Genomic DNA, 23,740 nt, shown 5'->3' on the forward strand with positions numbered 1-23,740 from the left:
AAACGCTACCATATAACCCCTATTGGGTATTAATGTCCTTCGTCCAGCCAAGTATTATATTTGCGCTTGCGAGGCTGCGAACTCCAATCAATATTAGAGACCAGATATGCTTCAAGAAATAATTGAAACCAAATTGCATGACGCCTTTTCTCCAAAACACCTCCAAGTTGTCAATGAAAGCTATATGCATAATGTCCCCGCGGGCTCTGAAAGCCATTTTAAGGTTGTTGTTGTAAGTAAAGAATTTGATGAACTGCGATTAATAGCAAGGCATCGCAAGGTAAACCAAGTATTAGCTCAAGAATTGCAAAATGGGTTACATGCATTATCTATTCACACCTATACAGAAACTGAATGGTTGCAAGAAAGTGGATTGGTACCTAAATCACCAGATTGTTTAGGTGGCAAAAAAGTACAGTAGACACATAGGGTTGCTCAGACCGTTCTATCGTTAGAAAAGCGAGAATTGAAACTAAGTGAGTGAATGGCTAAACAAGCCCTAAAGGGCAATTTGAGATAAATGTTAATAAAATGGTTCAGTTTCAAACTATCATGTGACAATTTGTTGCTGAGAATATTAACAATTGTGCTTAAGTTCAAACTTATTGATATTTGATCGATTTCTCGACCCTTAGGGTAAAAAAAATCACAGTCATTGGGACTTAAGACCATGGCGTCATGTCTCGAAAAAATGCTAAACTGTCGAACCTGATAACCCTCCCTATTAATTATGTGAAGGGTTAATTAAAAAAATGTTGCAGTTTCGACCCAGTGTAAGCGGTCGGAAAATGACAAAAATACGTCGTATTTTAATGTCACGCAAAAAAGAATCTTTTTCCCGATAAAATAGTGCAAGTGCGTATGATTACAATAAAGAAGGGTTTAGATCTTCCGATTTCGGGAGCTCCTGCCCAGGTGATTAATGATGGTAAATCCATCAAAAAAGTCGCCTTGCTAGGCGAAGAGTACGTTGGTATGCGTCCTACGATGCATGCTCGCGTTGGAGATGAAGTTAAGAAAGGCCAAGTTCTTTTTGAAGATAAAAAGAATCTAGGTGTTCTATTTACTTCTCCTGCAAGTGGTAAAGTTATCGAAGTAAACCGTGGTGCAAAACGTGTACTTCAATCTGTAGTGATTGAAGTGGCAGGTGATGAGCAAATCACATTCGATAGTTTTGATTCCAAAGCAATAGCAACCCTTGATCGCGAAGTGATTAAGAAACAGCTAATTGACTCTGGAATGTGGACCGCATTGCGTACTCGTCCGTTCAGCAAGGTCCCTGCCGTTGATTCAAACACTAAGGCGATTTTCGTTACAGCAATGGATACTAATCCGTTGGCTGCCGACCCCGAAGTGATAATCAAAGAGCAACCCGAAGCATTTTCTGCAGGCTTAGATCTGTTAGCAAATCTAACGGAAGGTAAGGTGTTTGTTTGTAAGAAGGGCACTAGCCTTCCTCGCAGTGAGCAACCTAATGTTGAAGAGCATGTGTTTGATGGCCCTCATCCTGCTGGTTTAGCCGGTACACATATGCATTACCTGTATCCTGTAAATGCAGATAATGTTGCTTGGAGCATCAACTACCAAGATGTTATTGCCTTCGGTAAACTTTTCCTAACTGGTGAAATTTATACTGATCGTGTGGTCGCTTTAGGTGGTCCTGTCGTTACAAACCCTCGCCTTGTCCGAACCCATATCGGTGCGTGCATTGACGATGTTGTCGATAATGAACTAATGCCTGGCGAAGTCCGCGTTATCTCTGGTTCTATATTAACTGGTGTTCATGCGGCGGGTCCTCATGCCTATCTTGGTCGCTATCACACACAGATTTCTGTACTTCGTGAAGGTCGCGACAAAGAGTTTTTCGGCTGGGCTATGCCTGGTAAGAATAAGTTCTCTGTGACGAAATCTTTCCTGAGTCACCTTTTCAAAGGTCAGTTGTTTAATATGACAACATCTTTAAATGGTGGTGAACGTGCAATGGTACCTATCGGTAATTACGAAAAAGTAATGCCACTTGATATGGAGCCAACTTTGCTACTTCGTGATCTATGTGCTGGAGACACTGACAGCGCACAGCGTTTAGGCTGCTTAGAGTTAGATGAAGAAGATTTAGCATTGTGCACCTATGTATGTCCTGGCAAATATGAGTTTGGCGAAATGCTTCGCGATTGCCTAGATACAATAGTGAAGGAAGGGTAATCCATGCTTAAAAAGATAATTGAGGATATCGAACCGCATTTTGAAGCGGGCGGTAAATACGAGAAGTGGTATCCGCTTTACGAAGCGACAGCGACACTTTTCTATACTCCAGGTACGGTAACTCAGCGCAGTTCTCATGTGCGTGATAGCGTTGACTTGAAACGTATCATGATCATGGTGTGGTTTGCTGTGTTCCCTGCTATGTTCTGGGGGATGTACAATTCCGGTCATCAAGCGATTGTTGCCCTAAACCATATGTATGAAGGTGCTCAGCTTGCCGAAGTAATTTCAGGCGATTGGCACTACTGGTTAACAGAAGCCATCGCAGGTAGCCTTGGGCCCGATGCGGGCTGGGGCACTAAGATGCTTCTTGGTGCATCATACTTCTTACCTATTTATGGCATTGTTTTCGCTGTAGGTGGTTTCTGGGAAGTACTTTTCTGTATCGTGCGTAAGCATGAAGTGAACGAAGGCTTTTTTGTTACTTCTATACTGTTTGCCCTCATTGTTCCTCCAACGCTTCCGCTTTGGCAAGCTGCACTAGGTATTACCTTTGGTGTTGTTGTCGCTAAAGAGATCTTTGGTGGTACGGGCCGTAATTTCCTAAACCCTGCACTTGCTGGTCGTGCTTTCCTATTCTTTGCTTATCCTGCTCAGATATCAGGTGATGCGGTTTGGACTGCAGCTGATGGTTTTTCTGGCGCAACGGCGCTAAGTCAATGGGCTCATGGTGGCTCTGGTGCTCTTATTCACAATGTTACTGGTGAACCTATCTCTTGGATGAATGCATTCATAGGGAATATTCCAGGTTCTATCGGTGAAGTTTCAACGCTAGCCTTGATGTTAGGTGCTGCGATGATCGTGTATATGGGTATTGCTTCGTGGCGTATCATTGCTGGTGTTATGATCGGCATGATAGCGACTTCTTTCCTATTTAACGTAATTGGTTCTGATACAAACCCTATGTTTGCAATGCCGTGGCATTGGCACCTTGTACTTGGTGGCTTTGCATTTGGTATGTTCTTCATGGCAACAGACCCAGTTTCAGCTTCATTTACCGACAAAGGTAAATGGGCTTACGGCATCCTTATCGGTCTGATGTGTGTGCTTGTTCGAGTAGTTAACCCTGCGTACCCAGAGGGTATGATGCTGGCGATTCTATTTGCTAACTTGTTTGCACCACTTTTCGATTATTTTGTCATCGAGAAAAACGTTAAGCGGAGGCAAGCACGCTATGGCAAGTAATAACGATAGCATTAAGAAAACGCTGTTTGTTGTTATCGCAATAAGTTTGGTGTGCTCAGTAGTAGTTTCTGCTGCTGCGGTATTCTTACGCGACAAACAACAAGCAAATGCTGTTCTTGATAAACAGAAAAACATCGTAGCGGTTGCTGGACTAGAAGGTAAAGAAGGGTCTATTCCTGAATTATTTACTCAGTACATTGAGCCGCGCTTGGTTGATTTCGATTCTGGTGACTTTATTGATGGTGATGCGAATACGTATGACCAACGTCAAGCTGCTAAGAACCCACAACAATCCGTTAAATTGACTGGCGAGCAAGACAACGCGAAGATTCTTCGCCGTGCTAACACTGGCCTTGTTTATCTTGTTAAAGATGGCAGCGATGTGTCGAAAGTTATTTTGCCAATTCATGGTAATGGACTTTGGTCAATGATGTATGCATTCATTGCTGTTGAGACAGACGGTAATACTGTTTCTGGTATCACATACTACGAACAGGGTGAAACTCCTGGACTTGGTGGTGAAATCGAAAACCCACGCTGGCGTAGCCAGTTTGTTGGTAAGAAACTGTTTGATGAAAGTCATAAACCAGCCATTAAGATTGTTAAAGGTGGCGCACCACAAGGTAGTGAACACGGTGTTGATGGTCTTTCCGGTGCAACTCTAACGGCAAACGGCGTACAAAATACGTTTGATTTCTGGTTGGGAGACATGGGCTTTGGTCCTTTCCTAACTAAAGTACGTGATGGAGGTCTGAACTAATGTCTATTGATGTTAAAGAGATGAAATCGAATCTTTTCGCTCCGGTCATGGATAACAACCCGATCGCCCTTCAGGTGCTAGGTGTATGTTCTGCGTTAGCGGTTACGACTAAACTTGAAACAGCATTTGTTATGACAATCGCTGTAATTTTTGTTACGGCATTCTCTAACTTTTTTGTTTCTCTTATCCGTCATCATATTCCAAATAGCGTACGTATCATCGTTCAGATGGCGATTATCGCTTCATTGGTAATTGTGGTGGACCAATTCTTGAAAGCATATTTATATGATATATCTAAGCAGCTTTCAGTATTTGTTGGTCTGATCATTACGAACTGTATTGTAATGGGTCGTGCGGAAGCGTATGCCATGAAATCAGAACCGATTCCTTCTTTTATAGACGGCGTTGGTAACGGTTTAGGGTATGGCTTCGTACTTATCACTGTCGGCTTTTTCCGTGAACTATTTGGTTCAGGTAAGCTCTTTGGAATGGAGGTTCTTCCTCTTGTTTCTGATGGTGGTTGGTATCAACCAAATGGCATGATGCTACTAGCACCATCGGCATTCTTCTTGATCGGCTTTATGATTTGGGTTGTCCGAATCATCAAACCAGAACAAATAGAAGCGAAGGAGTAAGATCGTAATGGAACATTATATTAGTTTGCTTGTTCGTTCGATCTTTATCGAGAACTTAGCACTTTCGTTCTTCTTAGGTATGTGTACCTTCTTGGCGGTATCTAAGAAAGTTAAAACGTCTTTCGGTCTGGGTGTTGCCGTAATCGTTGTTCTTACCATTGCGGTACCAGTGAACAACTTACTTTACAACCTTGTCCTAAAAGACAGCGCATTGGTTTCTGGTGTTGATTTAAGCTTCCTTAACTTCATTACCTTTATCGGTGTTATCGCGGCGTTAGTACAGATTCTAGAGATGGTGTTAGACCGTTTCTTCCCGCCTCTGTATAACGCATTGGGTATCTTCTTGCCACTTATTACAGTTAACTGTGCAATATTTGGTGGAGTATCATTTATGGTTCAACGTGATTACAACTTTGCAGAATCGGTCGTATACGGCTTTGGTTCTGGTGTGGGTTGGATGTTGGCCATTGTGGCACTAGCAGGTATTCGTGAAAAGATGAAGTATTCAGACGTGCCTCCGGGTCTACGTGGACTGGGTATCACCTTTATCACAACTGGTTTAATGGCGTTAGGCTTTATGTCTTTCTCTGGTGTTCAACTGTAAGTCGGGTAAACGACACAATAAATAAGGAATAGTAAATGCAAAGCATTATTCTTGGTGTAGTGATGTTTACCGTGATTGTACTCGCACTCGTTTTAATCATATTAATGGCTAAATCGAAGTTAGTACCATCAGGTGACGTTACAATTACCGTAAATGGCGACCCTGAGAAAAGTTTCGTTACGTCTCCGGGTGATAAGCTACTGAGCGCTATGGCTGGTAGTGGTATTTTTGTTTCATCTGCTTGTGGTGGTGGTGGTTCATGCGGTCAGTGCCGCGTGAAAGTGAAATCTGGTGGTGGTGATATTCTTCCAACAGAGCTTGATCACATCACAAAAGGTGAAGCTCGTGAAGGCGAACGTCTTGCATGTCAGGTAGCGATTAAAACTGATATGGATATAGAACTACCTGAAGAGATCTTTGGTGTTAAGAAGTGGGAATGTGAAGTTCTTTCTAATGACAACGAAGCGACCTTTATCAAGGAGTTGGTACTCAAGATCCCTGAGGGTGAAGAAGTACCGTTCCGTGCCGGTGGTTATATTCAGATTGAAGCAGAAGCTCATCACATTAAATATTCTGATTTCGATGTTCCTGATGAATATCGTGAAGATTGGGACAAGTTTAACCTGTTCCGTTATGAGTCTATTGTTAAAGAGCATTCTATCCGTGCATACTCTATGGCCTCATACCCAGAAGAGGAAGGCTTGATTAAGCTGAATGTTCGTATTGCAACGCCACCGCCTAATAATCCAGATGTACCACCGGGCATTATGTCCTCGTATATCTGGTCTCTTAAAGCGGGTGATAAATGTACTATCTCTGGTCCATTTGGTGAGTTTTTTGCTAAAGAAACGGACAATGAAATGGTCTTCATCGGTGGTGGTGCAGGGATGGCTCCTATGCGCTCTCATATCTTCGATCAGTTATTACGCCTGCAGTCTAAGCGTAAGATGACTTACTGGTATGGTGCTCGTTCTAAGCGCGAAATGTTCTATATAGAAGATTTCGACAAGTTAGCGGCAGACAATGAGAACTTTGAGTGGCACGTCGCCCTTTCTGATCCATTGGAAGAAGATAACTGGGATGGTTACACAGGCTTTATTCACAATGTGATTTATGAAAACTATTTGAAAGATCATGACGCACCAGAAGATTGTGAATACTACATGTGTGGTCCACCAATGATGAACGCTGCAGTAATCGGAATGTTGAAAGACCTCGGTGTAGAAGATGAAAACATCTTGCTCGATGACTTTGGTGGTTAAGTTTTAATAACTTAATGTAAAATTGATGGCTGACTCGATGAGTCAGCCATTTGTTTTTTTGTCGTAAATTAAGAAACTGAAAATAGGAAAGGGCAATGACGCTTAGTTCTTCAAAAATTTTTAAACAGATGAAATTTTTTATGTTGTTTATCTGTTCTATATCTTTAGTTGTTGGATGTAGTGATACTCGAGAACAAGTTCACCTTACCGGCCCAACAATGGGCACAACATACAATATCAAATATATAAATGGTGATGCTATTCCATCATCAGATAAATTAAAGACAGAAGTAGATAAATTACTCGAGTTGGTAAACGATCAGATGTCTACCTATCGTAAAACTTCAGAGCTGAGTAGATTTAACCAATATAAAGGGGCAGACCCTTTTGTTGTGTCCTCTGAAACTGCTTTGGTTACAAGAGAAGCAATAAGGCTTAATGAGCTAACATTAGGCGCATTAGACGTTACTGTAGGCCCGTTGGTTAACCTTTGGGGGTTTGGCCCAGAAGCAAGACCTGATGTCGTTCCGACAGATGAAGAGTTGGCAGCGCGTCGAGCCAATGTTGGTATTCGTCATTTAACCATAGAAGGCAATAGTCTACGTAAAGATATTCCAGACTTATACGTTGACTTATCGACTATTGCTAAAGGATGGGGCGTCGATGTAATCGCTAATTATATCGAGTCTCAGGGTATTCAAAATTACATGGTAGAAATTGGTGGAGAGATGCGCCTTAAGGGGACCAATCGCGAGAATGTCCCGTGGAGAATTGCTATTGAAAAACCGACTGTTGACGAAAGAACAGTACAAGAAATTATCTCTCCAGGAGACATGGCGATAGCGACATCAGGAGATTATAGAAACTATTTTGAACATGATGGAATTCGTTATTCTCATATCATTAATCCTGAAACCGGAAAGCCTATCGCTCATAAGGTTGTATCCGTTACCGCTTTGCATGCATCAAGCATGACGGCAGATGGTTTGGCAACAGGCCTCATGGTCTTGGGCGAAAAGGTAGGAATAGACGTCGCGAATAAGAATGATCTTGCGGTATTTATGGTCGTTAAAACGGAAGATGGCTTTAAAGAAGTCTACTCTGACGCTTTTGCTCAATATTTAAAGAAATAAAGAATGAAAAAGGTGATTTTGTGGAAACTTTTCTAATAACCTTCGGCGTATTCTTAGCAGTAATAGCTTCTATGGCTGTCGGCTATATATTCCAAAAGAAGGTGGTAGCAGGAAGCTGTGGTGGTCTAGGTTCAGTCGGTATAGACAAAGTATGCAATTGCCCAGAACCTTGCGATGCTCGCAAGCGTCGAGAGGCTAAAGAAGCCGCGCGTGCAGCCAAAATGGCTGAGTGGGAGAAAAACAGATTACTCTAATGATTGAGTACCTCGGGTGTGGCGCCTCGAGGTATAGTTAATGATGTAGATGTGGTTCTCTCTATCTATTTCACAAGTGTGATGTTACATTTAGATCTTCTATGCTAAGCCATTGATAGGCAAAGTAGTCAACCAAACAAAATGTAACATTCATGGATGAATATTTCTGGTTAATTGTAAGTGCGCTATTGGTTTTTGTTATGCAAGCGGGTTTTTTATGCTTGGAAAGTGGCCGTATACGTAGCAAAAACAGCATCAATGTAGCCGCAAAAAATATTTCTGATTTTATTATTTCAGTTGTCGTTTTCTGGATGTTCGGTTTTGCATTGATGTTTGGTGAGTCTACATACGGGCTCTTTGGTTTCTCCGATTTCTTATTCGATTCACTACGTTCTCCTTGGGCTGTTAGCTTCTTTCTTTTCCAAATGATGTTTTGCGGTACTGCGACGACAATCATGTCTGGCGCTGTCGCTGAACGCATGTCTTTTAATGGCTACTTAGCCGCAGCATTGATATTGAGTGGCTTGATATATCCTATTGTTGGCCATTGGGCTTGGTCTGGCTCGTTTACAACAGGAAATGTTGGTTGGCTTCAGCAACTTGGATTTGTTGATTTTGCAGGCTCAATGATAGTACACGGGGTTGGTGGTTGCGTCGCTTTAGTGGCGGTTATCATTATTGGACCTAGAATCGGTCGTTTTGAAAATGGAAATGCTTTGTCTCAAGGTAGTAATTTGCCTTTGTCTGCTTTGGGAACTCTACTGCTCTGGTTTGGTTGGTTTGGCTTTAACGGTGGTAGTGGACTTGTCTTTAATAGCCAAGTTCCTAGCGTTTTGCTCAATACATGTATTGCTGCTGCATGGGGAGGAATCTCTGCTTCACTTATCTACTATATTTATCACAAATCAGTTGATGTCACTATGCTACTTAACGGTATCATTGGTGGTTTGGTGGGGATCACTGCTGGTTGTCACGCCGTAGGTTCAGCTGCTGCAATGCTTATTGGAATCGTGTCTGGAGGCGTGGTTTATTTTGGTGAAAAGTGGATCTACGAGAAAAAAATAGATGATGCTTTAGGTGTTGTCCCTGCCCATTTATTTACGGGGATATGGGGTGTGTTTGCCGTTGGGTTATTCGGTGATCTGGATTTGTTATCAACAGGCAATACTAGAATAGAACAGATTTCTGTTCAGTTACTCGGTACTGCTGTAATCGTTGTTTGGGCTGTGTCAGTAAGTTTTCTGTTTTTCTCAATACTAAATAAATTTGTCCCTTTAAGAGTCACTCAAAAAGCGGAAGAAGACGGTCTTAATGTTTCTGAACATAACGCGGCAACTGAGTTTAAAGATCTACTAGTATCAATGAATCGTCAAAAAGAAAAGGGTGACTTTTCTGAGTTAGTACCTGAACATCCATTCACTGAAGTAGGCCTAGTCGCTAGAGAATACAATCAAGTTATACAGCGAGTGCAAACGGAGATATCCGCAAGGGATAGCGCCATTCAAAACTTTAAGTCGAGCGAGAAGCGCAAAAGTGCCATTTTAGATTCTTCTATGGATTGCATTGTTACGTTAGATATTAAAGGACGTATTCTTGAGTTTAATCCTGCTGCAGAAAGGACATTTGACTCTAGCAGACAAAGAGCCAAAAATTCAGATTTCATACAGTTATTCGTCCCAGATGAGGCGCAACCTTACGTAAAAAAAGCTTAGAACATGGGTTTGCCTCATCTGAAGGGCTACTACTCAATAGACGTAATCGTTTAAACCTAATGAGATACAGCGGTGCGCAATTTCCGGCTGAAATCTCAATTACATTTTCTCATTTATTGAACAACGCAACAGGTGAATATGTCTTAAATATTAGGGATATAACGCGTCAAACAAAGCTCCAAGAAAGGCTCAAAAATCTGGCTTACAGTGATCCTCTTACTGGGCTCTATAACAGAGCTTATTTAATAGATAATATGACGAAAGCGCTAAGAAAAATGGCGCAAGACGATGAAACTGTTGCGATCTATTTTTTAGATTTAGATAAATTTAAGAGAATTAATGACACACTCGGTCATAAAGCTGGAGATCTTCTTCTCTGTGAGGTCGCTAAACGGCTGACTAAAGTCACTAGAGAAAAGGACGTGATATCTCGTTGGGGAGGAGATGAGTTCATTATTTTAATGCGAGGTAAATTAAATAGAACAATAGCTTGTCATAAAGCTGAGGAAATTCTAGAAGTCATGAGGATGCCCGTAGAGCTTGAAGGAAAATCACTTAACATTCCTACTAGTATCGGTATTCATCTTGTCACTGATGGAAACATAGATGCAAATAAGGTGATTCAGCATGCTGACATTGCTATGTATCAAGCGAAATTAAAAGGCCGGGACAATTATCAGCTCTTTGAGTTGGAGATGGCGCAAGAAGTGAGTCAAAACTTTAGATTTGAACAAGACCTTAAAGATGATATTTATACAGACCGTTTTTTCTTGGTTTATCAGCCTAAAGTTAAAAGGGACGGAGAGGTTATTGGGTTAGAGGCTTTGTGTCGATGGACTCACAAAGAAGATGGTTTTATATCACCAGCCGCCTTTATTCCTGTTGCCGAAGAATCTAATCTAATTAATTTGTTGGGTGAGCGAGTTATAGAGCTTACATTGAGTCAATTAAGTATCTGGCAGAACAAAGGAAAAAGATTGGTCCCAGTATCGATCAATATTTCTGGCAAACAATTAGTCTCACCGGGTTTTATCCCCTTTTTAACCTCTATGCTAGAGCGATATAAGATCGCAGGAAGTAATATAGAAGTCGAAATCACAGAGTGGGTATTAGTTTCGGATATAACACACTGTATCAAGGTGTTATCTCAGCTCAAACAGCTTGGGATATCAATCTCTGTCGATGATTTTGGTACGGGGTATTCTTCTTTAAATTACCTTAAACGGCTACCAATAGATGTAATAAAAATTGATAAGTCATTTATCGATGAATGTCACAGAGTCAAAGAAGACGCGAAAATATGCGCCGCGATTATAAGCTTAGCTCATAACTTGGAACTGATTACCGTCGCGGAAGGTGTTGAAAACCAAGAGCAGTTAGATTTTCTAGTGCATAATGGCTGCGACTTATTCCAAGGTTACCATTTTTATACACCTCTATCCCCAGATGAAATAGAGGCGAATGTGTTGGAGTTGGATGTCGCGTTAAACCCTGTTAGTTAATCAACATCCTTTGAAATAACTAGGTTTCTGCCATTTATTTTTGCAGCGTATAGCCTTTCGTCAGCTATACGGATCATTGTATCTATATCTCTCTTCGCTTTTGTGGCACCTATGCTGATAGTGAGCTTAATTTCCTCATTATTATAGGGTATTGCTGTTTTTTCTATTCGTTGACGCATGCTTTCTAAGCGTTGGACGAAGGCATCATAATCTCCGTAATTGACGATACAGAACTCTTCACCACCAAAGCGTGCGGCAAGGTCATCTTTAAAATAAATAGCGATAATATGGCTAACAGTAGTGAGCGCTTGATCACCACCTTCATGACCATAGTTGTCGTTAACCTTTTTAAAAAAATCGATATCTAGCATAGCAACATTACGCTGGGGTTTGCTTTCATCTATATTAGAAAACAGATAACGGCGATTCCACAAACCAGTTAAGGCGTCTTGATTCGCCAATTTAAACATATCGTCACTAATATCTTTCATGTTTAATAGATTTTGTATACGACAGTAAAACTCTTCTTGGTTAAACGGTTTTTTTAGATAATCATTTGCACCGGCTTTTAGGAACTGCGCTGTTACGGTTTTCGACTCAGCAGTTGAGATGCCAAGTATGGCGAGTTGACTTCGGTCGTATGTGAGGCGTATTTCTCTCGTCATGGAAATACCATCCTTTTCTGGCATGGTATTGTCTGTGATGATTAACGTTATTTCTGGATCACTTTTAAGTATTTCTAATGCTTCAACGCCGTCTTCTGCTTGTACAGAACGGATATAGTGATGGTCAAGTAAATGAACCAGATGTTTTCTAACTGTCTTCGAATCATCTACAACCAGCGCTTTGTGGCTTTTATTTCGGTTTAGGCGAGTCAATAGAGGGAGTAAGTAAGAAACAGATGCGAAGCTATCTTTCAAAATATAGTCAATAACGCCTTTGGCCAACATAATGTCACGCAACTGCTCATTAAATTTTCCGGTGACAACAATCACCTTCATATCATGAGAAAGCGCAAGATCAATAACCTCACCTTCTTGTCCATCAGGTAAACAATAGTCCAATACAGCGCATAAAAAATCGGTATCGTTTTCTAATATAGCTGTTGCCTCTACCAGTGATTCAGCAGATACGACTTCCATATTGATTTTACTTATCTGGCTATTAAGATAGTTTCTAAAGCTTCGGCTATCTTCGACAACTAATATTCGATTGTTCAATTAACACCCCAATTTTCCGACTCTGCTTTGCATATAACCACAATGTAAATATATATGAAATAATCCATGCTATATATACATGTTTTAGAAAAAGATGCGGTCGAATTAATTTATACGTTATACTGTATTTTTATACAGCTATTAGATTTTGCATGAAAATGCCCGAAACTGTCGATAAACAAAGAAAAATCATTCATGTCGATATGGACTGTTTTTATGCGGCCGTAGAAATGAGGGATTTTCCAGAGTACCAGAATGTTGCACTTGCGGTTGGAGGCAGTGAAAAGCAGCGTGGAGTGATCAGCACCTGTAATTATGAAGCGAGGAAGTTTGGTGTTCGCTCGGCAATGCCGACTGGTCAGGCTTTGAAATTGTGTCCTCATCTGCGGCTAGTTCCCGGACGAATGCAAGTATATAAAGAGGTCTCTAAGCAGATAAGAAGTATTTTCGAGAGGTATACATTAAAAATTGAACCCCTTTCACTCGATGAGGCATATCTAGACGTAACCGATTGTAAGATGTTGTATGGTTCTGCAACTTTAATAGCCCAAGCAATACGTGAAGATATCGAGAATGAACTAGGGCTAACTGCTTCTGCTGGCATCGCGCCAATCAAATTTTTGGCGAAGGTAGCCTCGGATATGAATAAACCTAACGGTCAATTTGTTATACCTCCCAATGAGGTACAAAACGTAATTGATAAGCTCCCGCTGGAGAAGATCCCAGGTGTCGGTAAGGTGAGTTTAGAAAAATTACAGAAGGCGGGTTTTTTTGTTTGTGAAGATATAAAAAATAGTGACTATCGTGAATTATTGCTTAAGTTCGGACGATTAGGAGCATCACTTTGGAAACGCAGCCACGGTATCGATGCTCGTGAGGTTGAAACAGAGCGTGAAAGAAAATCAGTGGGAGTGGAAAGAACCTTCTCAAAAAATATATCGAGTTACGAAGAGTGTTGGCAAATCATTGAGCATAAGTTGTACCCTGAACTGGAAAAGCGTTTGTTAAAGGCCAACCCTGGTGGCGATATTATGAAGCAGGGCATAAAAATGAAATTTGCTGACTTTCAACAAACAACGATAGAGCATATCCATAGCCAACTTGATTTGTCATATTTTAAAGAGTTACTCCATGATATTCTTCAGCGCCAAAATGGTAGAGAAATCCGGCTTTTAGGGTTAAGTGTGATGCTAAAACCAGAAGAGAAAACGAAACAACTGAGTTTGGAACTATAGTGGATAAACAAATACTAATTAATGCCATTATTGAGCAGCTCGAAAAAATACATCAAGTTGCATTGAGCGCGACTCAAACTGCGATAGACGCTGCAACAGATGATGAGACAGTACCTGAACACAAATACGATACGTTAGCTCTAGAGGCTTCTTATCTCGCCCATGGCCAAGCCTTAAGAGTTCAAGAGTGTGAGTCGGACATTCAACAATATAAGCGCCTACCCGTTAGAGTCTTTGAGTTAATTGATAACGTTAAAATAGGCGCTTTGGTTGAGTTAATCGATGAGAAGGATAGAAGGTTTCTATTTTTTATGGGGCCATGTGCTGGTGGTGTCACCGTTGAGTGTCAAGGTAAAGAGGTGTCACTGCTGACTTCTAAAGCGCCTTTAGGCACGGCCTTATTAGGTAAGCAAGTTGGTGATGAAATTAGCCTGAATATCGCGGGCAAGCAGATTTGGTACGAGCTAGTCCATATAAGCTAACCGAATATTGACTGAGTTAATGTAGTTATTTGTTATGGTTAGGTTGAAGAGATGAGATTTCGAGGATGATATGAAAAAAATAGTTATAAGTTTGATGCTCTGCTTCAGTGTTGGAGCACAAGCGGCTAAACAATGTAGCGTTGACATTAAAAATGAGGTGCATCTCGATGGGCATCAAGTTGAAATAGTTCAACCCGATGCGTCTAAAGTACTTATTGACCAAGATAATAATGTGTTTATTAATGGTGAAAAGCTCGACTTAAACCAAGCACAAATAGACGCGATTGAAAGCTATCGAGAACATATGAATAAATATGTCCCTCAAGTGTTAGATATCGCACGTGATGGGTTAGAACTCGCTCAAAATGCGTTAGATGAAATAGCCGTTAGCTTTAATAATTCCGAAGCTTTTAATAGCGTTAAAGAGGCATTAGAAGAGTTTTTCAATGGGATGGCGCAGCGCTATCAAAAAGATGAACAGTTCATATTGCAAGAAGCGGCCTTTAGCGATGCGGTAGCAACTTGGAAAGAAGATTTTGCAGCTGCAAGAGAAACATTCAACGCCGAATTTTTCTCTAGTGCGTTTACTGCTATATCTGAACAGATGAATGCAGAAGGTGGGCTAAACTTGACGGAATTGAAGGATAAATTGGTTGAGTTACAAGCGAATTTAACGACGAAACTAGAAGCTGATTCCAAAGAAATTGAGAAGGATGCTAAGCAATATTGTGGTGATTTAGAAGCGGTGGCAGAAGAAGAAAAAATGCTACACGAGAAAATTCCTGAACTTAAAGATTACCAAGTATTTTTGATTTAGCTTACATGAGGGATAAGTTTGGTAAGAAGCCATACTATTTCTATCGTAGTAATGGTGGTTCATTTAATAACATTTATAAGCTTTTCGTCATTTCTATGAAGCGGGGTTATCTCTTACGATACCGACGTCATCTCCACGAAAGTGGAGATCTAAATCCACCCAGATTCCCGTTTTCACGGGAAAGACGAGGTTTGGCTGCTAACTGAACAGCATGACGGTTTAACGAGAATCGCGGCGAACCGAGAAAGTGCACTTATCTAAATTGCTTTGCTTGGGTTAAAAACTCGAACCCAGCCGTCGCGAGCTTTGCCTCTAAAGCGATACGATCAATGTCATAAAATTTCACGAGCTCATTTAAGTCACCATCAAAGTCATCCCTAAGTTTCAAGTTAACGATGCTCATCAACATAATAGTGTCCATACTTTCAAATTTTGATAAATCCATTACTTAGTCCTCAAAGTCAGAGATAAGCAAGTTAGCGGCAGCAAATGCGGCTTTTTCTCGTGTCTCTTTAGTCAGTGATTCATCTGCAGCAATTTCGTTTAGCGTTTTTATTACGCACGTAATTGCTTGAGGGATGTACCCTTGATCGCCACTGCCTATTTGTGCATAAAGTTCGCGAACTAAATCGCAACAGTCGTATATTTTCATTTTAAGTATCCAAGCATTTCAAATTAATATTTATGCTCAATAATATACACAGCGCTAGAAAGGATGACAAAGATTGATTTTATTATCCGTCCATAAAAAAGGGCTGCGTTAGCAGCCCTTAGCCATATTGTCGGTGGCTTAGCTTAGTTGAGCTTTTACATGTTCAACGACAGAATCCATAGCGATAGCGATTTTTTCACCATTACGACGGTTCTTATATTCGAAGTTTCCTTCGTCCATACTGCGATCGCCAATAACGATGGTATGTGGAATTCCGATCAGTTCCATATCTTTAAACATGACACCCGGACGTTCTTTCCTATCATCGAATAAAACTTCAATGCCTTGGGCGGTTAGATCCGCGTATAGTTTTTCTGCTGCTTCTTTGACTCGATCAGATTTGTGCATGTTCATTGGCACGATCACTACTTGGAAAGGAGCGATGGCTTCAGGCCAAATGATACCGAATTTATCATGATTTTGTTCAATTGCAGCTGCAACAACACGGGTACAACCAATACCGTAACAACCCATTTCCATTACTTGGTTTTTACCATCAGGACCAAGAACAGCAGCGTTCATTGATTTTGAATAGTTATTACCTAACTGGAATATATGACCAACTTCGATACCGCGTTTAAGTTGGATGGTTCCTTTACCACAAGGGCTAGGATCGCCTTCTACTACATTACGTAAGTCTTCAACTTTACCAAGTTCTACGTCGCGACCCCAGTTGATGCCGAAGTAATGTTTACCATCGACGTTAGCACCAGCTCCAAAATCACTCATTACGGCAACGGTACGATCTACAATAAACGGTAGCTCTAAACCAACAGGACCAAGTGAACCAGGGCCAGCTCCAATCAGTGCACGGATTTCAGCTTCTTCAGCAAACTCTAGTGGTGAGGCTACTTCAGCTAAGTTCTCTGCTTTGATTTCGTTTAAGTCGTGATCCCCACGAATAAGCAAGGCAACTAAGTCAGCGTCTATTTCTTCAGAAGCTTTTACAAATAGTGTTTTGACTGTTTTTTCAATTGGTAGATCAAATTGTTCGACTAATTCGGCAATGGTCTTAGCATTTGGTGTATCCACCAATTCAAGCTCTTTAGTTGCTTGGGCTAAAGGCGTTGTTGGTGCTAAAGCTTCTGCTTTTTCGATGTTAGCCGCATATTCAGACTCATTCGAGAAAGCGATAAGGTCTTCGCCACTTTCAGCTAGTACGTGGAATTCGTGTGAACCACTGCCACCAATAGAGCCTGTATCGGCCAATACTGGACGGAAGTCTAGTCCCATGCGGCTAAATACGTTGCAATAGGCTTGATGCATCTCAGCGTATGTTTCCACTAAGCTTTCTTTATCTAGGTGAAAAGAGTAAGCATCTTTCATTATGAATTCACGAGAACGCATTACACCGAAACGAGGGCGAACCTCATCACGAAACTTGGTTTGAATCTGGAATAGGTTCAAAGGAAGTTGTTTGTATGATTTAACTTCGTTACGCACCATATCCGTGATCACTTCTTCGTGCGTCGGACCTAGTACAAACGGTCGGCCGTGTCGATCTGCAATTCTTAGCAGCTCGGGACCAAATTTGTCCCAACGTCCTGTTTCTTCCCATAGTTCAGAAGGTTGAACGACGGGCATGATTAACTCGACAGATCCGGCATTGTTCATCTCTTCACGAACAATATTTTCGACTTTACGCAGCACACGTAGACCTGTAGGTAGCCAAGTATATAGACCTGAAGCTAGCTTACGAATCATACCCGCACGCAACATTAGCTGATGGCTAATGATTTCTGCGTCGTTTGGAGTCTCCTTCAGGGTTGAAAGAAGATATTTACTGGTACGCATTTATGGTATCCGTTCATCATGGTTATTAAAAATTTAGCTAGATATGATATCAGCCATTTGCTTTAGTCAAAAGCGTTCAATAGCAGTGACGGTAACTAAATCGCCGTTTACCTTAAATTTAACGTTCAGATCAAATAAGTTGACGGCATATTCTTTGTTGTCTGCCTGATTCTTTTTATAAGCAGGCCTTGGGTCCTGGCCTAATACTTCGCAAATTACCGCTCGCACTTGTCCTTTGTTGGCATGGAAACGAAGTTGTTGGTCGGCAATATTAGAAAATACAACGTTGAGTAGTTTTGGTTCAGTCTGAGCAAACCCTCCGTTCGCATCATAGACTGCGTCCGAATAAGGAATATAGGGTTTGATATCAATAATGGGTGTTCTATCTACGAGATCTACGCTGCCTAATTCAATCCAAATTTGTCCTTCTTCTTGTTTCACTCCCTTTAATTCGACTGCTGACATTCCAATACCGTTTGGTCTGAATGGAGAGCGAGAAGAAAACACACCAACACGTTCATTACCACCTAATCGAGGGGGTCTTACTGTTGGCGTCCAACCGGCATGTAGGTTCTGGTCGAATAAAAACAGTAGCCAAAGGTGGCTAAATTGCTCAATTCCACGAACGGCCTCTGGCGAATTAGATAGGCCAGTTAATTGAATTTTTGCCGTTGCACTAGGGGCTAAACGAGGTTGTCTAGGGACAGCAAACTTCTCTTTATAAGGGGTATGAATGATACCGATAGGCTCTAACGTGTGATCCATCTTTTTATTCAGTTAATGGTTGGTACCGATAAAATAGCATAAATAAACCGATAGAATTTATTTTTAATAATTAGGGCCAATGACGCGGCAATGTAACGAGTTCGTTAATGCGGGTGATTAGGCATATAGCCTCGTTATATAAGGGCCTGGTGATATTACTGCCTTTGTAAAAGTTAGGTAAATTAATTAAAAATTAAGGTGTGGAACCACTACTCATTGCGCTTATTTCTGTAGCCTCCCACCTCCTTTATGACATGGATTGTGTCACGACGAATTACTAACTTTAGGAGAGAAGTATGAGTTCATCAGCTTCAATTAAGATTAGCCCCCCCAAAAGCCTTTATTTACTCGTTTTTTGGATAGTGTGGAATACCTTGGAAACCTATTACCTCATCCCATCACTCTATTTGCTATCTTTTGTTTAGCAATCTTAATATCTTCAGGTATTGCCGGTTACTTTGAGGTGTCGGTTATGGACCCTAGACCGGAAGGTTCACGAGGTCGCTCTGTTGATGGAATTATTCATGTAGTCAGCTTACTTAATGCGGATGGTTTACGTTTAATTGTGACGAACCTAGTCACAAATTTCACGGGTTTTGCCCCTCTAGGCACTGTTTTAGTGGCTATGTTAGGTGTTGCTGTTGCTGAACACTCAGGAATGCTTTCTGCTGGTATGCGTGGGTTGGTGATGGGCGCGTCGAAGCGCATGGTAACCATTGCGGTTATCTTTGCTGGTATTATTTCTAATACAGCTTCAGAGCTTGGGTATGTTGTTCTTATTCCATTGGCTGCGATGCTATTTCATTCGCTAGGGCGTCATCCACTAGCCGGTTTGGCGGCAGCGTTTGCTGGTGTCTCTGGTGGCTATTCTGCCAACTTATTGATAGGTACTGTCGATCCTCTTCTTTCTGGTATCACTGAAACTGCCGCTCAAATGCTTGATCCTGAGTATGTGGTTGGGCCTGAAGTGAACTGGTACTTCATGTTTATTTCTACTTTCTTCATTACTTTTACAGGTGCATTTGTCACTGAGAAAATTGTTGAACCTAAACTTGGTCAATACAATGTAGATGAAGCAGCAGAAGACTTATCACAAGATAAAATGGGTAAACTAAGTGACGATGAAAAACGAGGTTTAAAATTTGCGGGTATTGCTATAGTTGCCGTCTCTGCCATTTTAGCTCTTACCATTGTTCCCGAGAATGGTGTGCTTCGTCATCCTGAAACGGGTGCGGTAGCTGGTTCCCCATTCTTGAAGAGTATTGTTGCTTTTATTTTTGTTTTTTTTGCCATTCCCGGATTTGTTTACGGCAAAGTTGTGGGAACAATGAAAAACGATCGGGACGTAATCAACGCGATGTCTAAGTCTATGTCATCGATGGGGATGTACATTGTTCTCGTTTTCTTTGCTGCTCAGTTTGTGGCTTTCTTTAGCTGGACTAATTTTGGTCAAGTGACCGCTGTATTAGGGGCTGACTTCTTACAGAGTATTGGGCTCACTGGACCACTGCTGTTTTTCGCATTTATCTTGATGTGTGCGTTTATTAACTTGATGATAGGTTCTGCTTCTGCTCAATGGGCGGTAACCGCCCCTATATTTGTGCCTATGCTGATGTTGGTTGGCTATGCACCTGAAACGATTCAAGCGGCATACCGAATTGGCGATTCCACCACTAACATTATCACACCGATGATGAGTTACTTTGGGTTGATTCTCGCTGTAGCTAGCCGATATATGAAAAACTTAGGTATCGGTACACTAATAGCGACTATGCTTCCTTATTCACTCATATTTATGGTCGGTTGGAGCTTGCTATTCTATGTGTGGGTATTCTTACTTGGACTCCCTGTTGGGCCGGGTGCCGCGACGTATTACATTCCATAGTTTTTGAGAGTCTCTCCATATTTCCTAAATAGTCGGGGAATATGGAGGACTGAACAACCATCAATGAATTGTGTTTTTGTTCCTTATCCATCGAAGATGAGAAAACCTAGTATTGCATTAACGTCAATAATTCTTTGCTGGTGAGTTCAGGGTTGTCTGAATGGCAAATTGCTGTGACTAAAGCGATACCATCGACCCCCGTTTTTGATACCTCATTGATGTTAGTTTTGTTGATTCCACCAATGGCGACAATAGGTTGCTGACTCTTTTTTACAGCATGTTTCAGTCCTTCCAATCCCCACTCTTTTAGGGTGTCGGTTTTAGTTGGTGTTGAAAAGATGGCGCTAAGGCCAATATAATCAATAGGTAGATGTTGAGATTCTGCAAGCTGAGTTTCATCTTCTACAGATAAGCCAATAATCATTTTGTCTCCTACTAATCGTCGAGCAGTGGCTACCGGCATATCACTTTGACCCAAATGGATGCCATCAGCTTGAACGGCAAGCGCAACATCAACTCGGTCGTTGATGATAAGCGGTATACCTGTACCTTGGATGATGGTTTTAATAGCCGTAGCTCTTGCAATAAAGGCTTGTATGTCGCCATGTTTTTCACGGATCTGAACAGCGGTAACCCCTCCTTGAATAGCTTGCTTTACTACCTTCTTTAAGGTGGCAATGTCTTGTTGGTCATCAGTGACCAGATAAAGTCGGTATGGGTTTATTTTGTTTTTCACTTTTACGTTCACTTGTCGCTTATCCTGTTATCTCCATCTTTCTAAACAATTGCCTACAAAGGTGGAGAACGGTTCGTTAAATTGACCTAAATCGAACTAACTTATCTTTAACCGATTAAGTAGGGTTTCATCATCTAGCTGATATAAAACGTCTAACAGGTTTAACTGTAAAGACCCCGGTCCAGCCGATTTCTCTGCGGCTATTTCTCCTGCAATACCTAATACCGCAGTCGAGGCTAGACCAGTCGTATCCCCGATAGCTGCAAAAGCACCGGTAAGTGCTGTGTGAGTACAGCCCATTCCAGTTACATATGGCATCATCGTGTCACCATTATTGAGTTGTACTACCTCAGTTTCTGAGACGACATAGTCCGTTGAACCAGAAACAACAACGCTGCATTTGTATTCGTTAGCTAAGAATTTCGCGCTGTCTAATGCCGCGTCACTAGAATCTAAGGCATCAACACCTTTGCTTTTTGCCTGCTCACCCGCTAACGCTATAATTTCTGAAGCATTACCACGCACGATGAGTTTGTTTGCTGTACGAACAATATTTCGTGCGGTTTCTGTTCTAAGTTGACTAGCACCACATCCTACCGGGTCAAGAACCACTACTTTATTATTAGCATTTGCTTGCTCTACGGCATAAGCCATACGAGGTGTCCATACGCTGTCAAGCGTACCGATATTGATAACCAAAGCGCCAGAAAAACTCATCATTTCAGCCATTTCTTGTTTACTGTGCGCCATAATAGGTGATGCACCAATGGCGAGAAGCGCATTCGCGGTATTGTTCATTACCACGTAATTAGTAATGTTTACTACCAATGGTTTTAGTTCTCTAACGGCTTTCAAATTCGCTATTATTTGTTGTTTTTTCTGATTTAAGTTGGTCATGTTCATATCCTGTTTTTTTAATCGCAGCGTTTAACCCTTGCTGCTAAATTGCAACACCCATTCGATTTTTATGAAGGAAGGGGCTGGGCTGTGTCGGTTTGTCAATCATCTGTGCATTCGCTGAGAATGATCGGATGATCAATAAATTCAGTTCACTAACTTTAAAGTGTTGGAACAAAGTCAGAAGCTTTTGGTGCCGAGCTAATGATTTTGTTCTCATATAAAAATTGAGTGAAATGGTCGTAACGTTGTAGATCTACCGCTGCAGGTCTAAGATCGAATCGAGTTAACGTATCGCGCCAAGCTCGTTTATTTAGCTCATTGTTTAACGTGTCTGGTGAATATGCGACAAACTCTTCCCATGCATCTTGTGGATGGTTGACGATATAGGTTGTCGCTTTTTCTATTGCGTTATTAAACTTGCGTATCGCATCGGCGTCATAGTTGTTTGCATTCGCGACAACCACGAGTTCATCGTAGGTTGGTACACCATGTTCCTCAGGATAAAAAGCCTTGGATGGATAGCCTTCAATCGCCAATTGATTGGTTTCAAAATTTCTTAAACCGCCCCAAATCGCATCCACTTTGCCAGAGGCGAGAGAAGACGATAGTGCCCAACCTATGTTAATAATTTCTACCTCATTAAAGGCAACACCCACTGATTTAAGCATGGTGCCGACCGTCGCTTCTTCGTTGCCAGCAATTGCGATACCGATTTTTTTGCCTTTTAGATCAGCCAGAGAATTTATCTTGCCGTTGTCTAATACCATCAATGTATTCAGTGGGGTTGATATCAAGGTGGAAGCGCGGATCAGTGGCAGTTTTTCTGCGACATCAATCGTTAAACTGGTTTGATAGGAGATAGCTAAGTCCACGTTGTTAGCCGCAACAAGTTTGGCTGGTAGGCTAGGGTCGGCAGGCTCTTGAATCGTTATAGTCAATCCTTGTTCATTGAAGTAGCCTCTTTCTTGGGCAATAACGATTGGTCCATGGTTCGGATTTACGAACCAATCTAGCATTAATGTAATGCTTTTATTGTCTTCTGCAATGACGCCAAGTGGAATGAAGGCGAGCAAAATAGTCAGCCATCCTTTTCTTACTATGGATCCTTTCTTATTTTTGGTGAACATTATTTTTCCTTAAATATTGATGTGTTGAGGTTAGAGCTGCCAATGGATAGCTCGTTTGAGAAATTTGTCTGTAATGAAATACAGAGTGATTGAAAATAGGGCCAATATAAATAAAGCGGCGAACATCTCATCTATCATCATTCGCGCATTGGCTTGCAGCATTAAGTACCCTAATCCCGCACTGGAACCGACCCACTCTCCGACTACCGCACCAATAGGCGCGACGACAACGGCCACACGGATACCCGATGCAAGTGCTGGTAATGCCGCTGGGAGGCGGATATGTCGTAAAGTTTGCCATTTTGAGGCAGACATGGTTTTTGCTAGGTCGAGATAACCAGTAGGAGTAGAGCGAAGTCCGTCATAACAGCAGGTCGTGACAGGGAAGAAAATAATGAGTGCCGCCATGACGACTTTCGAAGCGATGCCATAGCCAAGCCATAACATTAATATTGGCGCTATGGCAAAAACAGGAATAGCCTGACTGGCAATCAATATAGGTAATAACCACCGCTTGAGAGGTTTAAACAGAAGCATCTGCAATGCAAAAACCATCCCCATTGTTAAGCCTAAAATTAAGCCTAAAAGAATTTCCTGCATGGTTATCCATGTGTGGAAAGCCAATACATCGATTCGCTGTATTAGTTTTATTACTACTGCTTGAGGTGACGGTAAAATAAACGCTGGAAGCTTAAAAACGATAACGACTAACTGCCACAGTCCAAATATGACCAAAATAGTAATAACGCCCTGTAGTA

At 41.5% G+C, this 23,740-nt stretch carries 23 protein-coding genes and 1 pseudogene; 15 read left to right on the plus strand and 9 right to left on the minus strand.

The genetic code is table 11. The features are described from left to right. The first annotated feature begins 106 nt into the window (after nt 1-106). The 11 genes from PGX00_RS05625 to PGX00_RS05675 all read left to right on the plus strand — a co-directional run bounded on the left by PGX00_RS05625 (nt 107) and on the right by PGX00_RS05675 (nt 11,309). Nucleotides 107-421 (plus strand): BolA family protein, encoded by a 315-nt coding sequence (locus PGX00_RS05625; protein WP_272133587.1) that lies wholly within the window; start codon nt 107-109, stop codon nt 419-421. Between the two features lie 440 nt (nt 422-861). Beyond that, nucleotides 862-2,202 (plus strand): Na(+)-translocating NADH-quinone reductase subunit A, encoded by a 1,341-nt coding sequence (locus PGX00_RS05630; protein ID WP_272133589.1) that lies wholly within the window; start codon nt 862-864, stop codon nt 2,200-2,202. 3 nt (nt 2,203-2,205) lie between these two features. Further along, complete coding sequence (locus PGX00_RS05635; protein WP_272133591.1) at nt 2,206-3,447, plus strand: NADH:ubiquinone reductase (Na(+)-transporting) subunit B; 1,242 nt, start codon at nt 2,206-2,208, stop codon at nt 3,445-3,447. Beyond that, nucleotides 3,437-4,207, plus strand: a complete 771-nt coding sequence (locus PGX00_RS05640; protein ID WP_272133592.1) for a Na(+)-translocating NADH-quinone reductase subunit C — start codon at nt 3,437-3,439, stop codon at nt 4,205-4,207. The genes PGX00_RS05635 and PGX00_RS05640 overlap by 11 nt, the downstream gene beginning before the upstream one ends. A gap of 20 nt (nt 4,208-4,227) precedes the next feature. After that, the gene (locus PGX00_RS05645) at nt 4,228-4,842 is read left to right on the plus strand and encodes an NADH:ubiquinone reductase (Na(+)-transporting) subunit D (protein ID WP_407702376.1); all 615 of its coding nucleotides are present in this window, start codon (nt 4,228-4,230) and stop codon (nt 4,840-4,842) included. 7 nt (nt 4,843-4,849) lie between these two features. Beyond that, complete coding sequence (gene nqrE / locus PGX00_RS05650) at nt 4,850-5,446, plus strand: NADH:ubiquinone reductase (Na(+)-transporting) subunit E (protein ID WP_272133596.1); 597 nt, start codon at nt 4,850-4,852, stop codon at nt 5,444-5,446. 35 nt (nt 5,447-5,481) lie between these two features. Then, the gene (gene nqrF, locus PGX00_RS05655; RefSeq protein ID WP_272133598.1) at nt 5,482-6,708 is read left to right on the plus strand and encodes an NADH:ubiquinone reductase (Na(+)-transporting) subunit F; all 1,227 of its coding nucleotides are present in this window, start codon (nt 5,482-5,484) and stop codon (nt 6,706-6,708) included. A gap of 140 nt (nt 6,709-6,848) precedes the next feature. Next, a complete protein-coding gene (locus PGX00_RS05660) occupies nt 6,849-7,841 on the plus strand; it encodes an FAD:protein FMN transferase (protein WP_407702377.1) in 993 nt (330 codons plus the stop codon). Nucleotides 7,842-7,861: 20 nt separating this feature from the next. Beyond that, entirely contained in the window at nt 7,862-8,095 is a 234-nt protein-coding gene (gene nqrM, locus PGX00_RS05665; RefSeq protein ID WP_272133600.1) for a (Na+)-NQR maturation NqrM, read from the plus strand. A gap of 152 nt (nt 8,096-8,247) precedes the next feature. Continuing rightward, nucleotides 8,248-9,807 carry an ammonium transporter gene (gene amt / locus PGX00_RS05670; protein ID WP_272133602.1) on the plus strand — a complete coding sequence of 520 codons (1,560 nt, stop codon included), beginning with the start codon at nt 8,248-8,250 and terminating at the stop codon, nt 9,805-9,807. Nucleotides 9,808-9,866: 59 nt separating this feature from the next. Next, complete coding sequence (locus PGX00_RS05675; protein WP_272133604.1) at nt 9,867-11,309, plus strand: putative bifunctional diguanylate cyclase/phosphodiesterase; 1,443 nt, start codon at nt 9,867-9,869, stop codon at nt 11,307-11,309. On the opposite strand, the gene PGX00_RS05680 is transcribed toward PGX00_RS05675, so the two are convergent. Then, nucleotides 11,306-12,529: a diguanylate cyclase gene (locus PGX00_RS05680; RefSeq protein WP_272133606.1), complete on the minus strand. Its 1,224-nt coding sequence runs from the start codon at nt 12,527-12,529 to the stop codon at nt 11,306-11,308. The genes PGX00_RS05675 and PGX00_RS05680 overlap by 4 nt on opposite strands. A 158-nt stretch (nt 12,530-12,687) precedes the next feature. Here PGX00_RS05680 and dinB point away from each other — a divergent pair, with 158 nt between their 5' ends. The 3 genes from dinB (at nt 12,688) to PGX00_RS05695 (ending at nt 15,063) form a co-directional block, all read left to right on the plus strand. Beyond that, complete coding sequence (gene dinB, locus PGX00_RS05685; protein ID WP_272137952.1) at nt 12,688-13,764, plus strand: DNA polymerase IV; 1,077 nt, start codon at nt 12,688-12,690, stop codon at nt 13,762-13,764. Further along, nucleotides 13,764-14,246, plus strand: coding sequence for a GreA/GreB family elongation factor (locus tag PGX00_RS05690; RefSeq protein ID WP_272133608.1), 483 nt, complete (start codon nt 13,764-13,766; stop codon nt 14,244-14,246). The genes dinB and PGX00_RS05690 overlap by 1 nt, the downstream gene beginning before the upstream one ends. A 70-nt stretch (nt 14,247-14,316) precedes the next feature. Next, nucleotides 14,317-15,063, plus strand: a complete 747-nt coding sequence (locus PGX00_RS05695) for a DUF2884 family protein (RefSeq protein WP_272133610.1) — start codon at nt 14,317-14,319, stop codon at nt 15,061-15,063. A gap of 253 nt (nt 15,064-15,316) precedes the next feature. On the opposite strand, the gene PGX00_RS05700 is transcribed toward PGX00_RS05695, so the two are convergent. The 4 genes from PGX00_RS05700 to tsaA form a co-directional block, all read right to left on the minus strand. Beyond that, complete coding sequence (locus tag PGX00_RS05700) at nt 15,317-15,508, minus strand: DUF4250 domain-containing protein (protein WP_272133612.1); 192 nt, start codon at nt 15,506-15,508, stop codon at nt 15,317-15,319. A gap of 3 nt (nt 15,509-15,511) precedes the next feature. Next, entirely contained in the window at nt 15,512-15,715 is a 204-nt protein-coding gene (locus PGX00_RS05705; RefSeq protein WP_272133613.1) for a YaeP family protein, read from the minus strand. Between the two features lie 138 nt (nt 15,716-15,853). Beyond that, nucleotides 15,854-17,569, minus strand: a complete 1,716-nt coding sequence (locus PGX00_RS05710; protein WP_272133614.1) for a proline--tRNA ligase — start codon at nt 17,567-17,569, stop codon at nt 15,854-15,856. Between the two features lie 66 nt (nt 17,570-17,635). Then, on the minus strand, nt 17,636-18,334 hold the full coding sequence (gene tsaA / locus PGX00_RS05715; protein WP_272133615.1) for a tRNA (N6-threonylcarbamoyladenosine(37)-N6)-methyltransferase TrmO: 699 nt from the start codon (nt 18,332-18,334) through the stop codon (nt 17,636-17,638). A 355-nt stretch (nt 18,335-18,689) separates the two neighbouring features. Here tsaA and PGX00_RS05720 point away from each other — a divergent pair, with 355 nt between their 5' ends. Next, nucleotides 18,690-20,219 carry an AbgT family transporter gene (locus PGX00_RS05720; RefSeq protein WP_407702338.1) on the plus strand — a complete coding sequence of 510 codons (1,530 nt, stop codon included), beginning with the start codon at nt 18,690-18,692 and terminating at the stop codon, nt 20,217-20,219. 106 nt (nt 20,220-20,325) lie between these two features. Here the strand turns inward: PGX00_RS05720 and thiE are convergent, their stop codons facing one another. The 4 genes and pseudogenes from thiE to PGX00_RS05740 form a co-directional block, all read right to left on the minus strand. Next, nucleotides 20,326-20,943 carry a thiamine phosphate synthase gene (gene thiE, locus PGX00_RS05725; RefSeq protein WP_272137954.1) on the minus strand — a complete coding sequence of 206 codons (618 nt, stop codon included), beginning with the start codon at nt 20,941-20,943 and terminating at the stop codon, nt 20,326-20,328. A gap of 108 nt (nt 20,944-21,051) precedes the next feature. After that, a complete protein-coding gene (thiM, locus tag PGX00_RS05730) occupies nt 21,052-21,852 on the minus strand; it encodes a hydroxyethylthiazole kinase (protein WP_272133617.1) in 801 nt (266 codons plus the stop codon). Nucleotides 21,853-22,013: 161 nt separating this feature from the next. Further along, nucleotides 22,014-22,982, minus strand: a complete 969-nt coding sequence (locus PGX00_RS05735; protein WP_272133618.1) for an ABC transporter substrate-binding protein — start codon at nt 22,980-22,982, stop codon at nt 22,014-22,016. A gap of 30 nt (nt 22,983-23,012) precedes the next feature. Further along, nucleotides 23,013-23,720: pseudogene (locus PGX00_RS05740) on the minus strand (ABC transporter permease); the annotation flags it as partial. Nucleotides 23,721-23,740: the final 20 nt, after the last annotated feature.

Source organism: Vibrio algarum, from assembly GCF_028204155.1.
GTDB lineage: Bacteria > Pseudomonadota > Gammaproteobacteria > Enterobacterales > Vibrionaceae > Vibrio > Vibrio algarum.